The sequence below is a fragment of the Psychrobacter celer genome (assembly GCF_016107555.1).
GTDB lineage: Bacteria > Pseudomonadota > Gammaproteobacteria > Pseudomonadales > Moraxellaceae > Psychrobacter > Psychrobacter celer.
The window spans coordinates 129197-149543 of sequence record NZ_JABASU010000003.1 but is presented as its reverse complement, the minus strand read 5'-3'; the positions used below and the strand labels follow the sequence as shown (position 1 = coordinate 149543).

Here is a 20347-nt window from a genome sequence, read left to right as displayed (position 1 = left end):
TGTCGCCTAAAACAGTGGCGTGGAGTCGTTACTATCCGGCATCAGCCCTTGGAGGAGCAAGACATCTAAATGCTGCTGTTGGAGCTTTTTATCAAAGTCATTGACCTCAGCGATCAGCATTCTCTCGATGCGTTTGTCACTGGCAAACACACTCAGCCGTGCACAGATGACGGCCAATTGATAAATGCGTTTTTTGCAATAGCCGTCTAGCCCTTGTAGCAGCCGCACCATATGCGGTGTCTCTAAACTGGCGTAGTCATAATCCGCCACCACCTCGGGCGCAAGCGCCGTGACGCTATAGCTAATGGACAGATGCGCGCAAAAATAACAACTAAATAAATAGCCGACTACATGGCCGATATAATAGCCTCTATCGTAAGTAAAACTACTCACCCCAAAGTGCCCAAGCACATAGCTATTGAGGCTGCCTTGATCAAAGATAGGCTTGGTGTTTTTGAGTTTACCGATCGTGGCAAAGCACAACGGGTTACGGCCATCTTGAGTGGTCAGCTGCCACCCTGCTGGCTGCTGCGCGGGCATGTGGCGGACGATATCAGCGATGATGTCGTCGACCACATGTAGCTGCTGCCAAAGGCGCTCAAGCCCATCGGTATCCATCAGCCCGCGTTTATCAAGCTGCTGCGCCAGCAAATATTGCTGGTATTCTACAAACTGTGATTTGAGCGTTTGTACCAAATAAGTCGGACGGGTATTGGCAGGAGCCATATACAAAAGCCGTGTACGCTCATGCTGAGCACGGTACAAGGCCAGACGCTGGGCGGCAATGCTGTCCTTATCAGTAGAAGCATCAGTTTGCACCTGTGACGTGACGGTATGCGCCGTGTCCACAGCGCTATCAACCGTAAACAAGGCCAACAGTGCCGCCTTATCAAAGACCACAGCGCTGTCATCCTCCTGAGCGTCTGTCATGGGATATTGCGCATCACTGACGGTGCCTTGAGGCGCATTACTTGGTTTGTTGCCATTGGCTTCGATAGCGGATTGGCTACCGGCTTGGGCGTTTGGCTTTGCGGTTGGTTCAGTCATAACATACCATCTGCAGCAAAATGAAACATCATCTAGATCTGACTATATGCCTGCTTTATAAGGAAATATAGCACGCTTGTCACAAGCGCTGGCGTCCAGATGACTCAATATTCCATAGTACCTGAACATCGACGTATTGTCAGCCGTCCATCAGCAAAATACCCACCGCCGCACGCGGCTTAAAACACTTAGACTAGACAAAATACCTAGCCAGATAAACGCGGCATCACGTCATGCGCTAGCCGTGATACTGCTGGCGATAGGCTTTGGGCGAGACGCCGTAAACGCGCTTAAATGCTTGGCTAAAGGTCGAATCCGACGCATAGCCGACCAGCTCACTGATACGGCTGATGCTGTTTTGTTGCAACCGCAAGTAGCGCGCCGCCAAACGCAAGCGATAATCAATCAGATACGTTAGCGGCGGCATACCGACTGTGTCTTTAAAGCGCTGCGCAAAGCTTGAGCGCGACATCCCCGCGACCTCTGCCAGCTTATGTATCGTCCAGCTTTTGCTTGGGGCTTCATGCATGGCGGCCAAGGCTTTGGTCAAAAACGGATCTTTCATGGCCTTTAGCCAATTCTCAGTGGCTTCAGGCAGGCTTTCGATATAGACGCGCAAACACTCAATCATCATGATACTCGCCCAGTGATTGATGACTGCGGTCTTACCCATACGCTCACGCTCAGCTTCCAAGGTCAGCAGCTTAATCTCCACATCAATGACCTCAAACCTGCCATCGGACTCTTCATTGATTTCGGGCAAAATCGATGGTAGGACAGACAATAAAGGCCGTATCATCTCTTTGTCATACTTACACTCAATCAAAATCAGAGACGAATTAGACTCGCCCTCACCTTTGACATCTAGTGTCTGCGCTTTGCAGCTATTGAGCATCTCATCTAGCGGCTGGGCGGCATCACCATCATACGCTAGCGCATAGCTTGTATGCTGATGGGTATTGGGAATCATGATAATATCGCCTGCATGTACCTCTCGTCGATCATTGCCAACATCGATACAAAAACTGCCAGATATCACCAAGTAAAATAAAATAGTGTCTTTTCTCGTCAATGAATAAGACCAATTACCGACGCAATTTAGCCGATAGTATTTGGTTTCAAACAAATGCACATTTTGTAGCAATACGCTTAGAGCGTCCATCTGTTGTTCCTCAGTGATTATGAGCAGTGTCCAAACCTAGCAAAATAAACTATCTCATAGAGATGACACAAGTCAAATATCCGCTCGTGGACTCTGGTTAAAAATATACATACGTTAGACACATAGACCAAACTCGAGGCGCGCCAATACTACCCGCACTCATGTGTTTGGCAAATGGCACTTAAATCAAACGATAGAATGACAAATATGAGCGCCAAGCATCAGATCGCGGTATAAACACGCAGGCACAAAAAAACGCCGGCCAAAACCAGTGTCATTATTTATGAGCATCAAAGGATAAATATAAAGAGTGACGACAGGGAAGTCTGATAAAGAAACAGAAAAAAGGTGCAGCAATAGAACCAAAGCGGCTGCTGACAGATAAAGAGAGGAAAATAAAAATTGGGGCGACTGATGGGACTCGAACCCACGACAACCGAGATCACAACCCGGGGCTCTACCAACTGAGCTACAACCGCCATAATATGGCCAAGGAAGGCAAGATATGCAGGCTAAATGGCGCGCCTGGCAGGATTCGAACCTGCGACCACCTACTTAGAAGGCAGGTGCTCTATCCAACTGAGCTACAGGCGCTCTTAAGGGCTTTTTATATATCTGATTAAGATTACAATACTATTGTAGTATAAACTCAATCATTATACATAAAAAAAAGCCTGTAAGGCTCTTAAATAAATAGATGGTCGGAGTGATAGGATTCGAACCTACGACCCTCTGGTCCCAAACCAGATGCGCTACCAAACTGCGCCACACTCCGATATTTCTATTTTTACGATAGTTTTGTCAAGTAACTTGTCGTTGGCAAGGCCGCTAACTTGTTAATGTTCATCGCTATCGAGGTGCACATATTAAGGGGTAAATCTGATTGTGTCAACACCTATTTTTGATAAATTTAAAAGAATTATTAAATTACCGCAAAAGTGCATGTTTTTATAAAAAAGGACACAATCAACGCCTTAATATCGATGATACCTACTCATAGACAGGGGCATTATACTATATTTTCTCAAGGAAACAAGTCACTGCCCTTATTTATCGTGCCTGTGTTGACGTTAAAGGGTATTAGCCATAGCGTGGCATGATCTGGCACCTTGCTGGCGAGCGCTTCTGTGATAGGCAGCTGGCGAAGCCTCGTCGGTTGCCGCGTGTCATCTTGTACAGGATACACCAACCAAGCCTGCGGCGCTTGATAAGCCTGCGCATAGCTGGCCAATTGATAGGCATCGCTGGGGCTGATAGCAGCAGCATTTGCTAGCGCTTTCCATTTGATATCGATTACATGACTATAGCAGCGTGCCGTGTTAGTGACCGTCTTTGCCTTGTGATGCGTATGAGTGGAGTTGTCATTATCATTGTCAGGCGGCGTTTGATAAATCAATAAATCAGGGCGGATAGACAAACAAGCTCGCCCCTCCTCGTCATTTAACCAGACCCGCTGCGCCTGAAACAGCGGCTGATAATCCGTACTGACGCGCCGAAACAGTGCGGCGATACGTAAGCTGGCCCACTGCTCAAAGGCTTGGTTCATATCTAGCAGCAGGCACAAACGTAGTGATGATGGCCGCTGTTTTATTGCAGGTGGCGCGATACCAGTTGCCCCAGCGACACTCGACTGGCGCAGTAGCCAATACGCCATCTCTAATAGCTGCTGCGCACCTTGCATGGCGTTCGCATGCAGTGGCTGCATAGCAAGCTGGCGTTTGGCTTGCTGATAGACCGTCGCCAACTGCGTCAGCTCATGAGCATGTAGCGCAGAGACCCGTTGCCATGTCGTCGACAACTGAGCACCAATGCGACGAAAACGCACAGAGGTCTGTAGTAATGGGCTAAGTTGCTTTAAAGCACTTTTGATCAGCCTATTGGCTAGCATCTCTTGGCTGAGCACACTGCGCTCACACACGAACTTATGCGGCTGCAGCAGGTTGCGCTGCAGTTGCGCTTTTATCACGAGGCGACCTTGCAATGAGGTTTGGTTATCGATTTGCGTTTGATAGTGCTTGGTGGGTGGGTGCTGCGTCAGTCCTTGCAAAAACTGCTGAATGAGCCAATCTGACAATGGCAAAGCGTTGATCGGTAAGGGTGCAGCGTGGCGACCAAACTGCCCAAGGTGTTTGCTATTTGGCAGTGTCTGCGGTGAGGAGTCGTTGCTGGCGATCAAATCTGCCAGCATCCTCTGCACCCAAAGCCGAGTGCGGCTGATAGCGCTTTGCTGCTGTGATGGCGACTGACGCTGAGGCGGTGTATTTGGCGCCGCCATCCGTTTGGGTAACATCTCAAGCACCATGCCACTTGGCAGGTGCACAATACCGATATAGTGACCAACCTGAAGCTGCCACTGGCCCCGCTTGCGCTTGATGCCAAATACCGCAAACTCTTGCGCCAGTAGCCACTCAAAATCAGTCACGTACGCAAAGTCGCGCGCGGTCAGCCGCTGATGCTCAAACACTGTCATAATGCCTGTCTGAGAAACAGCTGGCAGCAGCAGCTCAGGATTACCAGCGGTATGAAGGTTGCTATCGTTATGGAGCACAGTCATCAGTATAACCGCTGATAGATAGCCGCCTGCGCAAACGCGCCTGCGCCTGCTATAAGATCTGCATTTATCTTATAGCCCCCTGCCCCTAGAGCCGAGTGCGGCTGACCAAAAAACGAATCATGGCCCAAATAGCCAGCGGCGCTATCATTTTGAGTCGCCGTCTGTGTAGGCCGGCTACCTGCCAGCAGCGCTTGGCTGTCTTGTATAAACTGCATCGCTAGCGGCTGCTCGTTATCTTGAAAGATATATTGTAGCACCGCCACTTGCCCACCTGCAGCTTGCGCTAATTGTGGAATGATTTGCTCGGCCAGTGCGCGTTGTAAGTGCTCCAGACTCTCTATCGCCCATAAAAACGCATGGCCCAACTGCGCTTCGCTGCCAAGCGTTTGCGTGATGCGCTGATTGAGGCCGCTGAGTAGTTTATCGAGCGCTATCGTGGCAGCAGACTCAGCACTGTCTGCACTGTGGCCTGTCTCGATACTTGGTAGCAGCTCAGGCTGTGGCGGACAATCGACAAATCGGAAACGCCGGCGCAGCGCCATATCTAGCGGGGCTAAAGAATGATCTTGCGTGTTCATGGTGGCATAAATATCGACATTGGCCGGAATACTAAAAGTACGGCCAGAATACGCCAGCTTTACCGTCATCGCATTGGCCATGCCAGTGCGTTTATCTGGCTCAATTAAGCTTAGCAGCTCACCAAAGACCCGTGATACGTTGGCACGGTTGATCTCATCGATCAGCATAGCATAGCGCTGTTTGGGGTCGCGAGCGGCGCGCTGACACAACAACAAAAACGCGCCATCTTGAATGCCATACTGCATCTGTAGACCTGCGGCATTGGTGGCGGTATTGGCAGATGTCATAACGGGGCGAATCCCTTCGACAAACTCTTCATAGCCGTAGGCTTGGTGAAAGCTCACCATACTAAAGCGCTGCTGGCTAAAGGCTTGCTGGCGCGCACTATTGTCGTGCTGCGCTTGCTCAAATTCGGCTAGCTGCTGTGATAAACCCTCTAGCAAGTCGATGCTATCAGGCAGCAAATACCACGCACCGCTCTCATCCTTATCAAAATACGCTTGACTAGCGCGGTTATCACAGCTGACCGTCCGCGAGTCAGCAGGACTGTGGCGACGCAGCGCCAACCAAGCGGTGCTGCTTAAGTTTTTGTCGCGGGCATTTTTGGCCGCCTTTGCCACAAAAAAAGGATGGGCGACAATCTCTGGTACTTTTAGTAAGTCCTGCTGCGACTTGCGCATCTGCAAAAATATCAAGCACAGCACCTCGCGCCAGCTCAATTTCTGTAACAGCTGGGCCAATAGCGCCTCATCATCTGCGGTGGGCAGATCGTCGGTGTATTGCTGGGCGATTTGTAGCAATCGATAAGTCTTACCGGTACCAGCGACGCCCGTGTAGATGATATTGACCGGTTGATGAGAGCGGTTTGGTTGAGTGAGCAAGACATCAGACATAACATTATCCAGCAGAGCAAAAGTGTATAAACATGAAACAAGCAATAGGCGGGCTGATTATAACAAGGAAAATGGCGACGTTAGGGCGGTCTGCTCGTTACCTTACTATCATTTTGTAAGCGCAGCAGTTCATGCTAATAATAGTAGGCAGAACGCGGTTAATGTACCATAGTAGCGGTGACGACTTGGCAGCCAATAGGCGCTTCGTCGTTATTGATGAGGTTTCATCATACGCAATGTCACCTTTAACCTATCTATATAAAGGAATTTTGTATGTCAGGATTATTAAAAAAACTCCCTACCAAGCTGACCAATAAATTGCCAGCCAAAGTAGCTGACAGCACAAGATCGCCAGTCGAACCACCAAACAGCACGCTCAAGCCCGTCAGTAACCAATTTACCAAGCTATTGTCAGTGACCAAATACTTACCGGCCAGCGCCCGCTCTAGTATTTTATCCAAGGCTTTTGGTAAAGTGGTGCCCTATGTCGGCACCACGGGCGTCTACTATGAGACGGTTGAGCCAAACCAAGTGGCGGTCAGCTTAAACAACACCAAAGCCGTGCAAAACCATATCGGCTCTATCCACGCCGTTGCCATCACCCTACTGGCCGAAACAGCCACGGGGTTTATTTTGGGTCTGAACCTGCCCTCTGACCGTGTCCTGCTGATTAAATCTTACTCGGTAGATTTTTATCGCCCCATCAAAAAAGGTCAGATCGCTGCTATCGCCACCTTGTCTGATGAGCAGCGCTTAACCATACTCAATACCCCAAAAGGCGAGATGGTCATCCCTTGCGTCATTCATGATCGCGAGTCTGATAGCGAGCGCGACCCTATCGTAGTCGAGATGAAATGGGCTTGGATACCCAAGTCAGAGCTAGAAGCCAGACGTCAAGGCAAAGCGAATGCGCAAACAGCAGCAGGTGATGACGCAGCATTGGCAGGTACGCTTGACGACCAGACCAATGACGCTCAACCCGCTTCACAACTAAACGACACACCCTCTGCGCAAGACTTGTCTGCCGCCACTACAGATATGGCCACAAGCACATAGATTGTGTGATCAAATCAAAAAACCAACAACAAGGAGACAATGATGTCCAAACTTATCCATACATTGACAGCCCCTTTATCTAAGGTACTACTGGCCAGCGCCTGCGCGTTGGGGCTTAGCATGACAGCCACGGCCGCTCCAGCAAATACCAGCCAACATGCCACACTTAGCAAATCCAGCCCTGTATTTTTGGGAGAAGGTGGCAACTATCCTTTTTCTGAAGCGGTGCGGGTCGGCGATACACTATATATGTCAGGCCAGATCGGCTTTAAAGACGGCAAGCTGGTCAAAGGCGGCGTCAAAGCCGAAACCAAGCAAGCGCTAGACAACATTCACGCCACGCTCCTAAAGTATGGCTACCAAAAGTCAGATGTGGTCAAATGCATGGCGATGCTGACCGACATGGATGACTTTGCTGACTTTAATGACGTCTACAAAGCCACGATGGCCAAGCCTTATCCGGTGCGCTCAGCGTTTGGCGTCTCAGAACTGGCGGCGGGCGCAAGCGTCGAGGTTGAGTGTATCGCTGTCAAATAATCGCGGTGTTCACTATTGCGGTATTCACTATCAATGTGCCACTGCATACCAGTCATTACCAATAGAGCACGACCAAATAACTGGCTTTGATAGTCAGTTATTTTTTTGCCGTTTATATGCTAGGCATCCTCATAAACCCCTATCAATTTAAAAGCGGTTCATCATTTAGCGCGCTTTCTTTGGTCACGCGCAGCACCTCCTCTAACGTCGTCCGACCTGCTATCACTTTGTGCAGTCCGTCAGCGCGAATCGACGATGTTTTTTGGCGAGCGTAGGCTTCTAGCTCATACTCAGCGGTGTTGCTATGAATCATACGGCGCAGCGTATCATCGATGGGCACCACCTCATATATGGCAGTACGACCTTTAAAGCCTGTCTGGTTACATTTGTCGCAGCCGACAGGTTTGGGCAGTTTGATAAAGGTGTCTGTCGCTTGTGCACCTGATGGCCCCGATGTCAGATCAATCTCGGTGAAGAGCTTGGCCTGCTCACTATCTGCAGCTTGCCAGCCATGACAGTGCGGGCACAAGGTGCGCACCAAACGCTGGGCGACGACCCCTATCAGTGATGATGACAATAAGAAAGGCTCAACCCCCATGTCTTGTAAGCGGGTGACGGCCCCTATAGCGGTGTTGGTATGTAGCGTCGATAATACCAAATGTCCGGTAAGCGATGCCTGTACAGCAATTTCTGCGGTTTCTAAATCGCGAATCTCACCGACCATTACCACATCTGGATCTTGTCGTAACATCGCGCGCAGACTCTTGGCAAAGGTCATATCGACTTTATTATTCACCTGCGTCTGGCCGATGCCATCGAGCTGAAATTCTATCGGGTCCTCAGCGGTCAAGATATTGCGAGTCTGATCATTTAGGTCAGTCAATGCCGAGTATAAAGTAGTGGTCTTACCAGACCCCGTCGGCCCAGTCACCAAGATGATACCGTGCGGGCGATGGATAAGGCGCTTAAGCTCACTATAGTCGCTGTCAGACAAACCCAGATAGGTCATGTTTAAGCGGCCTGCTTGCTTATCGAGCAGTCGCATCACCACCCGCTCGCCAAAACTAGAGGGCAGCGTCGACACCCGCACATCGACCTCACGCCCTGCTAGACGCAAGCTGATACGGCCATCCTGTGGCACGCGTTTTTCGGCGATATCGAGTTTGGCCATCACCTTGATACGCGAGACCAATAGCGGCGCTAACTGACGTTTTGGGCTAATGATTTCTTTTAGCTCGCCATCGACGCGAAAACGCACGACCAAGCGTTTTTCAAAGGTTTCGATATGAATATCAGACGCATTGAGACGGATGGCCTCGGACAGTAGCGCATTGATCAGGCGGATGATGGGGGCGTCGTCTTGCTGATCCATCAAGTCTTCTGTCTCAGGCACGCTATCTGCCAAGCTATCGAGATCCGGATGGTCTTCAAGTCCTGCAGCAATGTGCTGTGACTCGCCCGTATTGCCTGCATAAGCGGCGTTTAGGCGTTTTTCAAACTCATCGGCGCTGACACTGTCATAGGTTGGCACGCCGCGCACGCCCTGCTGCTGCAAAAACCGCACCGCTTCATTAATCGCCGATAGCGGTGTGGCCTTGGTTAGTACCAGCGTCGCCGGCAGCTCAGGGTCTATCGCAAGGATGACCAAAACCTGATGGCGTTTGGCAAAACTATAAGGCAATTGCATCATAAAAACGACCTGATAACTAAGAATAACTGCGGTATGAGCAGCAGATGATGACAGCAGAGGTATGGGTAAATCTAACCTCTCTAAAATGGCATAGCGCTCTTGACTATATAGATAGCATAGCGCGATAGCGCGGCTCAGCACCGCACCGCCTTAGTCCAAAAAGACTGCCTGTAAACCTGCATGAGTTTGGTATAATAGCATTTTGTGTCAGATGCGTATTAGTTTATCTGCAAGACTCGCGTCCCTATCGCTTGGTGCCAATTGCGCCATCTAACGCGCCAAGTCCACAGAGGATTTTTATTTTGTCGATAGTGCGCTATTATCAGTTTGAGACTTGTCTGATAAGCGGTGCACGTTTGCACTAAGACACACCCTTTCATATTTGATGTCTATTTATTAGGCCATCTTGCCGCCCGTTATTAGGATTTGAGTTATGTCAGAAAACGCCCACCCCACTCCCACGCCGCTACTATCAGACACCTTTAACGTCGGTAGTCGTACCTTTTCTTCTCGGTTATTGGTCGGGACGGGGAAATATAAAGACATGGCACAGACAGGTGAGGCCATCGGCGCGTCGGAGGCAGAGATTGTCACCGTCGCCATTCGCCGTACCAATATTGGGCAAAATAACGATGAGCCCAATTTGCTCGACGTCATCTCTCCAGACAAATATACTATTTTGCCAAATACTGCTGGTTGTTTTGATGCCGAAACGGCGGTTCGTACCTGTAAGCTTGCTCGCGAGCTGCTCGGCGGGCACAATCTGGTCAAACTTGAGGTGTTGGGCGATGAAAAAACCCTCTACCCTAACGTCATGGAGACGTTAAAAGCGGCCAAAGTCTTGATAGACGATGGGTTTGAGGTGATGGTATATACGTCTGATGATCCTATCGTCGCCCAAGAGCTTGAGAGCATGGGCTGCGTGGCGATTATGCCGCTCGGTAGCTTGATTGGCTCTGGACTTGGCCTGCTCAATCGCCACACCCTCAGCCTAATCATCGAAAACGCCAACGTACCCGTCTTGGTCGATGCAGGCGTCGGCACCGCCTCGGATGCAGCGATTGCCATGGAGCTTGGCTGCGATGGGGTCTTGATGAACTCTGCCATTGCCAATGCGCAAAACCCAGTCTTGATGGCACAAGCCATGAAGCACGCTATCTGGGCTGGGCGTGAGGCGTTTTTGGCGGGCCGTATGCCGATGCGCAAAATGGCAACCGCCAGCTCGCCGCAGACAGGCTACTTTTTTCAGTAAGCGCTTTTGCTAGTAGCTCAGCGGACACCTGATCGTGTGGCGCCAGATACGACGCCACCATCACAGGTCTTTTTTCCAACATCATAAAAGGATTTATTATGCGACTTCTCACCGCAGTCGATCAATTATTTTTACTTCTTGAGTCGCGTAAACAGCCCATGCACGTTGGCGGCTTGTTTTTATTTGAATTACCAAAAGCGGCGGATAGCGATTTTGTCTATCAGCTGGTAAAACAAATGCAAGAATCCGACGTGCCGCCAAGCTTTCCTTTTAACCAAGTGCTAGAGCATCTGATCTTTTGGAAAAAAGACAAAAACTTCGATGTGGAGCATCATCTGCATCATGTCGCGCTGCCAAACCCTGCGCGGATTCGCGAGTTGCTGATGTATGTGTCAAGGGAGCACGGACGGCTGCTAGATCGCGCCATGCCGCTATGGGAATGCCACGTGATAGAAGGCATCCAGCCCGAGACTGAGGGCGGTGCTGAGCGATTTGCGCTGTATTTTAAAATCCATCACTCATTGGTCGATGGTATTGCAGCCATGCGTTTGGTACAAAAATCCCTATCGCAGTCCGCCACCGAGCCGGTCACCCTGCCTGTGTGGTCACTGATGGCGCGCCACCGCAACCAAGTCAACGCCATACTGCCCAAAGAGCGCTCCGTGCGGCGCATTATCAAAGAGCAAATCTCTACCATCAAGCCGGTGTTTACTGAGCTGCTGGACAACCTCAAAAACCATGGCGACGAAGGCTATGTCGGCACCTTTGATGCACCGATGAGCATCTTAAACAAACGTATCTCCGCCTCTCGTCGTATCGCTGCGCAGTCTTATGATATCGAACGCTTTAACGATATCGCCGCCCGCCTAAAAATCAGCAAAAACGATGTGGTACTTGCCGTCTGTTCAGGGGCCATTCGTCGTTATTTGCTCGCCATGGATGCCCTACCCAGCAAGCCATTGATCGCTTTTGTCCCGATGTCGCTACGTACTGATAATAGCGTCTCAGGTAATCAGCTATCGTTTGTCCTAGCAAACCTCGGCACGCACCTTGATGACCCACTACGCCGCATCGAGCTTATCCACCGCAGCATGAATAACGGCAAACGCCGTTTTCGCCGTATGAATCAAGCCCAAGTGATCAATTACAGCGTGATTGCGTATGCGTGGGAAGGCATCAATCTGGCAACGGGCTTATTCCCCAAAAAACAAGCCTTTAACCTGATCATCTCCAATGTACCCGGCTCAACCAAACCCTTATACTGGAATGGCGCAAAGCTACAGTCGCTATACCCTGCCTCTATCGTCTTTAATGGTCAAGCGATGAACATCACGCTCGCCAGCTATCTCGATAGAATTGAGTTTGGCATCACTGCCTGTAGTAAGGCGCTACCACATATACAAGACATGCTGATACTGATCGAAGAAGAGCTGGATTTGCTAGAGGCGACCAGCAAAGAGCTTGAGTTTCAAGGCATCACGGTCAAGGACAAGCGTGATGACCAAAACCCTAAGCACATAAAAAAGCTGGCACCATAATGGTACCAGCTTTTAAGATTTGATCGTTGACGGCGGCTTAAAACACATCGCCCCAAGTCGGTACCACCACTTGCATCAATGGCTTGAGCAGCTTGACGTTACAGGCAAAGATAGAGCCTGATGTCATCGAGTTGTGCGCGCCAGTATGATCGACGACCACGCCGCGTGCTTCGGTGACAATCAGCTCACCGGCAGCAATATCCCACGGCTTGATAGACATCTCGAAATAACCATCAAAACGACCTGCCGCCACATAGCACAGATCCAGCGCAGCTGAGCCTAAACGGCGAACTTGTCCGCCCGCCTCAGAGATTTTTTGTAGGCTTTCAAAGTGCTGCTTGGCATAAGAGATGACTTCGCCATTGCGTTTGCGCTCAAGCGGATGACCGGTGGTAAATAGCCCACCGTCGATGACTTTACGCTCACTGACATTGATACGGCGTTGGTTGAGACGCGCGCCTTTGCCGCGACTGGCAGAAAACATCTCGTCACGCACAGGATCATAAATCACGCCGTGCTCGGTCACACCTTTATACTGCACGGCAATAGAGACACAAAACTGCGGCACGCCATGGACAAAGTTTTTGGTGCCGTCTAGTGGATCGATAATCCAGCACCAGTCGGCATCTTCGCCGCGGCCTTCTTGCATACCAAACTCTTCACCCAAAAACGAATGGTTTGGGTAGCTGGCTTTTAGTGTCTCAATCGTCAGCTCTTCACTAAAACGATCAATACGGGTGACCAGTCCATCAAGCCCTTTTGACTCGATATCTAGCTCGATTTTGTGACGGTTTTGATGCGCGTATAAAATCTCTTTACCGACTTTTTCAGCAGCACGTGCTGCGATGACGACCATGGGTTCCATAGATAACCTATTTGCTTGATGAATGAATATACTTAAGAGATAACACTGGTAAAATGTACAAAAAATAAAGCCGACTTAAAACCAACTCCTATCAACCTAACAAAAACCCTAGCCGCCAAGCAAACCAAATAGATGATTGCTAGTCGTTGCACCGCCCAAGTTGTCAAATAATTCACACCTACGGCAAGTAGGCGAGGTTTAAGCAAAAAACCTATAAGCTTTATTTTTTACTCTGCTATTTTAGCAATTTTTTATGAATGATAGGGTTTTATTTTAGCAGTTGCTTGAGCTGACTGACCACACCTGCAACATCCAGACCACAGTCGGCCATTTGCTCTGCGGGTGCGCCATGCGCGATAAAACGATCCGGAATACCGATATTGCAAATGGCTGGGCGATGATGCTTAAAGGCCGCCGACTCATTGAGCAAATATTCATTGACTGCACTGCCCGCGCCGCCCATCAGCATGTGCTCCTCTAAGGTGGCAATATGGGTGATGCCGTTTGCCAGTATCTCTTCTAACAATACGGTATCTAGTGGCTTCACCCAGCGCATATTGACCACATGTACCTGACAGTGCAACTGCTGAGCGATATCTTGGGCGGCCGAATCAGCGGCGGCAACCATACTGCCAAATGCCAGTAGCGCTAGCTTGAGGGGGGCGTCATCTTGTCCTACTACCGACTCAATCATCGCCTTGCCGATGTCATAGGTCTGCGCGGGGCGCTCGATGGCAGCACTTGTACCGACGCCGCGCGGATAACGAACAGCCGTACAGCCTTGATACTCATAGCAAGTATTTAATAAATGGTAGCACTCGTTTTCATCTTTTGGCGCAGCGATTAGCATGTTGGGTACGCAGCGTAAAAAAGCAAAATCAAACACCCCCGCATGGGTCGCGCCGTCCTCGCCCACCAATCCTGCACGATCGATGGCAAACGTGACATCAAGATCTTGCAAAGCCACATCATGAATCAGCTGATCGTAGCCGCGCTGCAAAAACGTCGAGTATATCGCCACAATGGGTTTGACGCCTTGCGTTGCCATACCAGCAGCCAGTGTGACGGCATGCTGCTCAGCAATCGCCACATCAAAAAACCGCTCTGGGAATTGACGGGCAAAGTCGGTCATGCCTGAGCCTTCTTCCATCGCTGGCGTAATGGCGAGCAAATTGTCATCTTCATGCGCTTTGTCACACAAAAACTGGCCAAATACTTGCGAGTACTTTAGCGCAGGCTGCGATTTTTTAGCAGCAGGCGGCGTATCATGCGGCTGCTCATCTGATAGCTTACTAATGGCATGATAGCCAACTGGGTCTAGCTCTGCAGGCGCAAAGCCTTTGCCTTTCGTGGTATAGACATGTACCAGCACGGGGCCTTTGACTTGTTTTGCTAATGACAAGACGCGCAGTAGCTCAGGTATATTGTGGCCATCAAAGGGGCCAAAGTAGGTAAAGCCAATGGCTTTGAATAAATTGTCCTCGAGCTGCGGCACATCGCGCATCTCTTTGTGGCGTTTGCGCCGATCAAACCCCTGCATGTCAGGGCGCTGGCAGACGATAGGCTGGCCGGCATCAGAGATATCTACTTGATACCCCGACTCCCATAACATGGCCAAATGCCGCGAAAACCCGCCAATCGAGCAAGATATCGACATGTCATTGTCATTTAAAATCACCAACAAATCGGCATCTTGCTGCACCGCATCGTTCATGGCTTCAAACGCCATGCCGCCTGTCATCGCCCCATCGCCGATGATACAAGCGACCGTCTGCGGCAGCCCCTGATACCGCAGCGCCAGACTCATGCCGAGACCCGCTGAGATGGAGGTCGATGAATGACCAACACCAAAGGTATCGTACACAGACTCGGCGCGCTCAGGGAACGCCGTCAACCCATCTTTTGCACGGATACTGCCCAGCTGATCGCGGCGACCCGTCAGCACTTTATGAGCGTAGGCTTGATGCCCCACATCCCAAACGATTTGATCGTGCGGCGCATCTAGCAAGTAATGCAGGACAATGGTCAGCTCGACCACGCCTAGGTTGGCACCAAAGTGTCCGCCACTTTGACCGGCCGAATACAACAAAAAAAGGCGCAGCTCATCGGCTAACGCAATCAGCTGAGCGCTACTAAAGGCATTTAAATCAACAGGCGTATCGATACTATCGAGCAGCGGCGTCTGCGGGCGCACACGTGGGATCGCCGTATAAGTCTGCTGCAGACTGGGCAGCTGAACCGCAGACGTAGTGGCTGACGCAGATACGGACTGAGACTGTGGGGAATAAGGTGACTGCTGCATAAACCGTACGATACCTACCAATCTGCTGACAAAACGTGCTTTAGGGTATAAAAAAAAGATAGCCAAGCGACGTCAATAATATCTACATCATTATTGATGTAACAAGCCATATAGTTATTTATGTAACGCCGGCATAAAACCTATCATGCGGCGTCTCACAGCAAGCACGCGAGCATAATATATAGCGCGGCGCGGCTTGGGATGAGTATTATGCCTTATTATCAGACATCAATACCGAATGTTCGTGACGACATAGTAATGTAAGGGTAAAGACTTGTCACTGTATCCGTCAAAATAGTATGGCATAATAGCATTTTTTTTTAATTGTCGCTTTAATCATCGTGCGCCGTCTGTGAACTTTGTGTGTTTTTACCATAAAGCGCAAAACCATGCTATCGTCATGAGCAGGTGATCGCGTTTTTACAGACTCTACTGCCACCTCCACCGGCTTATGCAGGACAGTAATGTCATATCAATTTATTACCAGTGCCAAACTACCGACTCGTCATGGCGAGTTTGATATTCATGTTTTTGAAAACGACGACGGCCAAGAGCATGTGATGCTGACCGTTGGTCTGGCTGCGTGTGAGCAAGTAGCGGCTGATGAGACGGCAGACAACACCCGCGTGCCGAGCACAGCGAATGCAGCCTCAGAGCCGCCGGTGCCCTTGGTACGTATCCATTCTGAATGCCTTACTGGCGATGCCTTTAGCTCACTAAAATGTGACTGTGGCCCGCAGCTCAATACCGCCATGCAAGCCATCCAAGAGGCAGGCTGCGGCGCTATTTTGTACTTGCGCCAAGAGGGCCGCGGTATTGGCCTGACCAACAAAATCCGCGCCTATGCACTACAAGACCAGGGCCATGATACGCTAGATGCCAATTTAATGTTAGGCTTACCTGCTGATGCGCGCATTTATGATATGTGTGGCCCCATGCTCGCCCATGTCGGCGTCGATGCGGTACGGCTCATCACCAACAACCCAGATAAAGTCGCCTATTTGACCGAACACGGTGTCAATGTGGTGGAGCGCGTGCCTTTGCTGGTGGGTGTCAACGATATGAATGCGGATTACCTCGCCACCAAACGCGACCGCATGGGGCATTTGCTCGACAAAGACTTTAATACTGCCATACACCTAAATAAATAGATATGTTATGAGTATTCCAGATACAGCTAATACCAATATAGACCAAAACGTCATAGACAAAAACGTCGCTCAGGCACAAGCAGATGCGTCAAACCCTGCCATACCAAACGATAACGACATCGCTCGCGTCCGCGCGTTTTTGGTCGATTTGCAAGCACGTATTTGCCAAGCACTCGAAGCACAAGAGCGTGACGGCGGCGGTAATGCCACCTTTGTCCCTGATGATTGGCAGCGCCCAGAAGGCGGCGGCGGCCGCTCTTGTGTCTTAGCGGACGGTGAGGTGATCGAAAAAGCCGGCGTGATGTTTAGCCACATTCACGTGCACAACCTGCCCGCGTCGGCGACCGCGCGCCACCCCAATATCGCAGGGCGCAAAGCACAAGCCATGGGCGTGTCTCTCGTCGTCCATCCCAAAAACCCAAACGTCCCGACCAGCCATGCCAACGTGCGCTTATTCGTCGCCGAAGCAGAAGGCGAAGCGCCGATTTGGTGGTTTGGTGGCGGATTTGATTTGACACCGTTTTATCCTGTGCTAGCGGACTGCGTCCACTGGCATCAGGTCTGCCATGATTTGTGCGCGCCGTTTGGCGACAGCGTTTATCCTGACTTCAAACAGTGGTGCGATGAGTATTTTCATCTGCGTCATCGCAATGAGCAGCGCGGCATTGGCGGGTTGTTTTATGACGATGTCAATACCGAGAGCCGCGGCTGGGACTTTGAGACGTGTTTTGACTTTATGAAAGCAGTAGGCAACGGCTATCTTGATGGTATTTTGCCTATTTTTGAGCAGCGTAAAGCCGCCCCTTATACCGACGAGCAGCGTCAGTTTCAGCTGTATCGGCGCGGCCGCTATGTCGAGTACAACCTCGTCTATGATCGCGGCACTCTCTTTGGGCTACAAAGTAATGGCCGCATCGAGTCTATCTTAGTCAGTATGCCGCCGCTTGCCAGCTGGCATTACCGCTTTGAGCCAGAGCCTGGCTCGCCTGAGTTTGAGCTGACAGATTATTATTTGAAGCCGCGTGATTGGTTGACTTTATAGCTTTTGACGGTACAATGAACGCTACTTTTACCGACAAGTGTTTTATACACTACTTATGGTAGAGTTTATAGCACGATGCTATTGACAGTGGATATGGTAATCAGCAATATCGTCCGCTATACGTGAAGACTCAATTTTAGGTCAGCTTTTATAGCTGACCTTTATCGTTACAGACCCTTTATAACGGATCAATTACACAAATACTCTACACAACTCATCGCTGCACCCTATATATTTAGGGCAATAAGTATAAAAAAATAAAGGTGCTTTTATCATACTTTTAATTTGTACTACCTTTTAGTTGAGAGTCACCCTTTAACAACAGCCACTATTTAGGCAAAGCATGAGATAATGCGCCTAACTTAATAGCCATTAAATAAGGAAGTTTGCATATGCTATCCCTTCACCGCAAAACCCCAATAAAATCTATTTTTGGCATCGCTTTGATGTCTACTGCTCTAGGCCTAACTGCTTGTAGCACCTCTGTGGACCCAGATATCAAAGCACGTCAAGACAGCATGAAAAGCTGGGGCGATGCGATGGGCATCATGGGCGATATGGCCGAAGCCCCTGACACCTTTGATGCAGAGATCTTTAAAGAGCAGGCTGCGTTTTTGGCAGAAGATGCCGCCACGCCTTGGAGCCATTTTGAAAACCAAGAAGCCGCAGGTAACGCAACTGAAGCGGTATGGTCAAATGCCGACGGCTTTCGCGCAGAAGCAGAAAAATTCCAACAAGCGACAGCTGAGCTAAATGCTGCCGCCCAAACCGCTACTAGCATAGATGATGTCATGCCAGCGTTTGGTCAAGTGGGCCAAAGCTGCAAATCTTGCCACACTGACTTTAAAGTCAAAAACGACTAAGTCCAGAGCAACATCCGTCAAAACCACCTGACACAAAAAACCGCCTTATCTGCTGATTTGGCGGTTTTTTGTTTACTATAGGTTTTTTGGTTGCTATATATAAAAGTATCAATCGGCTGACTTTGCCGCTTGCTGATCGGTAGCAGGGGCTTGCTGCACCTGCATTTTATCCACAATAGCACTGACAGACGGGTCGCTTAAATCTATGGTACGTATTGGGAACGGAATATTGACCCCTGCCGCATCCAGTGCTGTCTTGATCTCGACGATGACTTGATGAATGGAAGCGACTTTATTGGCCTGAGTGCCCTCTTCGATAAACCAGCGTACCGTCAGATCGATAGACGAGCCGCCAAATCCAGTGGCAATCACGCTAGGCTGCGCTTTCGTCGAGACGCTATCGGCCTTATCTAACGCACGTAAAATCTCCGCTTTTGCCGCTTCGATATCGTCTTCATAGCCGATACCGACCTCTACCTGCAAGCGGCGCTGCTTATAGGCAGTATTGACCGTCAACGCCGAGGTGTAAAGGTCTGAGTTGGGAATGACCACTTGCCGGCCATCATAGGTTCTAATCGTCGTTGCACGAATCTTAATGTCTTCAACGGTGCCTTCGTAGTCACCTGAGACAATCTGATCACCAATACGAAACGGCTCTGAAATCAGCAATAAAATACCAGAGAGCAGGTTTTGGAAAATGTCTTTGAAGGCAAAACCAATCGCCACCGAACCAATACCCAGCGCGCCGATTAATTTGGCTGGTGTAAATCCTGGAATAGCAACAACCATGGCGATCATAAAGCCAATGAACAGAATAAGCGCCCCACCTATCCGCTGAAACACTTTCACCAAGTTTTGATGACGCACGCGCGCGCCTAAGGTTTTATGCACGACTTTTTTGAAAATAATCGACAATAGCCAAAAAATCCCCAACACAATGAGCGCCGCTACAAAATATGGAATGCGCTCAATAAAGCCACTTGCCAAGTCTTGCGTGGTATAGACCACTTGTTGATAGACGGTCACACCATCGGTTAGCGTGTTCGATAGGCGGCTCACGTCAGGGGTGGGCATAAAGGGTTGCTCCTATTGCTGTTTTAGCGCGCGTTTAAGGGGATAAATAAATGAACATCTCACTACTGTTTTGCCAGTTATGACATCAAATCAGCTTGTACTATTTCGATCCAATAGCCATCAACATCCTTGATAAAGGCGATGTTCTTCATACTGCCGTCTTCTGGGCGTTTTTTAAATTCGACATTGTTTTTGTCAAACCAAGCCACCGCGTCTGCCAAATTTGGCACACTAAAACAAATATGACCAAAGCCTTGAGGGTCTTGGTTGCCATCGTGATAGCTAAAGTCAGCTTTTGTCTCAGTGCCATAATTATGGGTCAGCTCTAAGATACCGCGCTGACGGAAAGCAAAGATCTCTAAATCATCACCAGTAGGCAGGTTCTCACGCTCGCTCTCAGTTAGCTTTGCCAAGAAATACAGATCAAATTCCATATCAGGGAATTTTTTGACCGCCAATAGGGTCATGCCCAGCACCCCAGTATAAAACTCAAGCGACTTGGCAGGGTCTTTTACGCGTAACATGGTGTGGTTAAAGGTAAAGCCTGAGGTCTGCGTTGAGATCGGCTGAATACCTGCATGCGCGACGCTGCTGGCAGGCTGCGCGATAGTCGCTGCATCATCAAGAGAGGTTGAGCTAGACGCTGAATGAGACATAACAATCCTAATATAAAATTAATATAAAAAACAAATGAATCAGCAAGCGAATCACAGCATGGCGATGCGCTTGCTACTTTATGATA

16 protein-coding genes and 3 tRNA genes are annotated in these 20347 nt (G+C 49.7%); 7 read left to right on the top strand and 12 right to left on the bottom strand.

Going from position 1 to position 20347, the window contains the following annotated elements; all coding sequences use genetic code 11:
- Positions 1 to 6: 6 nt before the first annotated feature.
- The 7 genes from JFC05_RS03130 to JFC05_RS03100 all read right to left on the bottom strand — a co-directional run bounded on the left by JFC05_RS03130 (position 7) and on the right by JFC05_RS03100 (position 6235).
- Positions 7 to 1047, bottom strand: coding sequence for a hypothetical protein (locus tag JFC05_RS03130; protein WP_198335727.1), 1041 nt, complete (start codon positions 1045 to 1047; stop codon positions 7 to 9).
- 238 nt (positions 1048 to 1285) lie between these two features.
- On the bottom strand, positions 1286 to 2209 hold the full coding sequence (locus tag JFC05_RS03125; protein ID WP_198335726.1) for an AraC family transcriptional regulator: 924 nt from the start codon (positions 2207 to 2209) through the stop codon (positions 1286 to 1288).
- 403 nt (positions 2210 to 2612) lie between these two features.
- A tRNA-His gene (locus tag JFC05_RS03120) sits at positions 2613 to 2688 on the bottom strand.
- 38 nt (positions 2689 to 2726) lie between these two features.
- Positions 2727 to 2803, bottom strand: a tRNA-Arg gene (locus tag JFC05_RS03115).
- A 104-nt stretch (positions 2804 to 2907) separates the two neighbouring features.
- A tRNA-Pro gene (locus JFC05_RS03110) sits at positions 2908 to 2984 on the bottom strand.
- Between the two features lie 249 nt (positions 2985 to 3233).
- Positions 3234 to 4763 (bottom strand): McrC family protein, encoded by a 1530-nt coding sequence (locus JFC05_RS03105; RefSeq protein WP_198335725.1) that lies wholly within the window; start codon positions 4761 to 4763, stop codon positions 3234 to 3236.
- Positions 4763 to 6235, bottom strand: a complete 1473-nt coding sequence (locus JFC05_RS03100) for an McrB family protein (RefSeq protein WP_198335724.1) — start codon at positions 6233 to 6235, stop codon at positions 4763 to 4765. The genes JFC05_RS03105 and JFC05_RS03100 overlap by 1 nt, the downstream gene beginning before the upstream one ends.
- Before the next feature lie 273 nt (positions 6236 to 6508).
- Here JFC05_RS03100 and JFC05_RS03095 point away from each other — a divergent pair, with 273 nt between their 5' ends.
- Together JFC05_RS03095 and JFC05_RS03090 are read left to right on the top strand one after the other, a co-directional pair.
- Complete coding sequence (locus JFC05_RS03095) at positions 6509 to 7291, top strand: DUF4442 domain-containing protein (RefSeq protein ID WP_198335723.1); 783 nt, start codon at positions 6509 to 6511, stop codon at positions 7289 to 7291.
- A gap of 42 nt (positions 7292 to 7333) precedes the next feature.
- Positions 7334 to 7828: a RidA family protein gene (locus JFC05_RS03090; protein ID WP_198335722.1), complete on the top strand. Its 495-nt coding sequence runs from the start codon at positions 7334 to 7336 to the stop codon at positions 7826 to 7828.
- A gap of 142 nt (positions 7829 to 7970) precedes the next feature.
- Here JFC05_RS03090 and gspE read toward each other — a convergent pair whose 3' ends face one another.
- The gene (gspE, locus tag JFC05_RS03085; RefSeq protein ID WP_100748809.1) at positions 7971 to 9518 is read right to left on the bottom strand and encodes a type II secretion system ATPase GspE; all 1548 of its coding nucleotides are present in this window, start codon (positions 9516 to 9518) and stop codon (positions 7971 to 7973) included.
- 433 nt (positions 9519 to 9951) lie between these two features.
- Here gspE and JFC05_RS03080 point away from each other — a divergent pair, with 433 nt between their 5' ends.
- Both JFC05_RS03080 and JFC05_RS03075 read left to right on the top strand, forming a co-directional pair.
- Entirely contained in the window at positions 9952 to 10770 is an 819-nt protein-coding gene (locus tag JFC05_RS03080) for a thiazole synthase (RefSeq protein WP_198335721.1), read from the top strand.
- A gap of 98 nt (positions 10771 to 10868) precedes the next feature.
- Positions 10869 to 12308: a WS/DGAT/MGAT family O-acyltransferase gene (locus tag JFC05_RS03075; protein WP_105244704.1), complete on the top strand. Its 1440-nt coding sequence runs from the start codon at positions 10869 to 10871 to the stop codon at positions 12306 to 12308.
- Between the two features lie 37 nt (positions 12309 to 12345).
- On the opposite strand, the gene JFC05_RS03070 is transcribed toward JFC05_RS03075, so the two are convergent.
- Both JFC05_RS03070 and dxs read right to left on the bottom strand, forming a co-directional pair.
- On the bottom strand, positions 12346 to 13173 hold the full coding sequence (locus JFC05_RS03070; RefSeq protein WP_075101811.1) for an inositol monophosphatase family protein: 828 nt from the start codon (positions 13171 to 13173) through the stop codon (positions 12346 to 12348).
- Between the two features lie 268 nt (positions 13174 to 13441).
- Positions 13442 to 15475: a 1-deoxy-D-xylulose-5-phosphate synthase gene (gene dxs, locus JFC05_RS03065; RefSeq protein WP_198335720.1), complete on the bottom strand. Its 2034-nt coding sequence runs from the start codon at positions 15473 to 15475 to the stop codon at positions 13442 to 13444.
- Between the two features lie 464 nt (positions 15476 to 15939).
- Between dxs and ribA the strand changes: the two genes are divergently transcribed.
- The 3 genes from ribA (at position 15940) to JFC05_RS03050 (ending at position 18531) form a co-directional block, all read left to right on the top strand.
- Entirely contained in the window at positions 15940 to 16626 is a 687-nt protein-coding gene (gene ribA, locus JFC05_RS03060; RefSeq protein ID WP_198335719.1) for a GTP cyclohydrolase II, read from the top strand.
- A 7-nt stretch (positions 16627 to 16633) separates the two neighbouring features.
- Entirely contained in the window at positions 16634 to 17668 is a 1035-nt protein-coding gene (gene hemF, locus JFC05_RS03055; RefSeq protein WP_198335718.1) for an oxygen-dependent coproporphyrinogen oxidase, read from the top strand.
- Between the two features lie 392 nt (positions 17669 to 18060).
- On the top strand, positions 18061 to 18531 hold the full coding sequence (locus JFC05_RS03050; RefSeq protein ID WP_198335717.1) for a c-type cytochrome: 471 nt from the start codon (positions 18061 to 18063) through the stop codon (positions 18529 to 18531).
- 108 nt (positions 18532 to 18639) lie between these two features.
- Here the strand turns inward: JFC05_RS03050 and JFC05_RS03045 are convergent, their stop codons facing one another.
- Complete coding sequence (locus JFC05_RS03045) at positions 18640 to 19605, bottom strand: mechanosensitive ion channel family protein (RefSeq protein WP_198335716.1); 966 nt, start codon at positions 19603 to 19605, stop codon at positions 18640 to 18642.
- Between the two features lie 77 nt (positions 19606 to 19682).
- Positions 19683 to 20261, bottom strand: coding sequence for a lactoylglutathione lyase (gene gloA / locus JFC05_RS03040; RefSeq protein ID WP_198335715.1), 579 nt, complete (start codon positions 20259 to 20261; stop codon positions 19683 to 19685).
- Positions 20262 to 20347 lie beyond the last annotated feature (86 nt).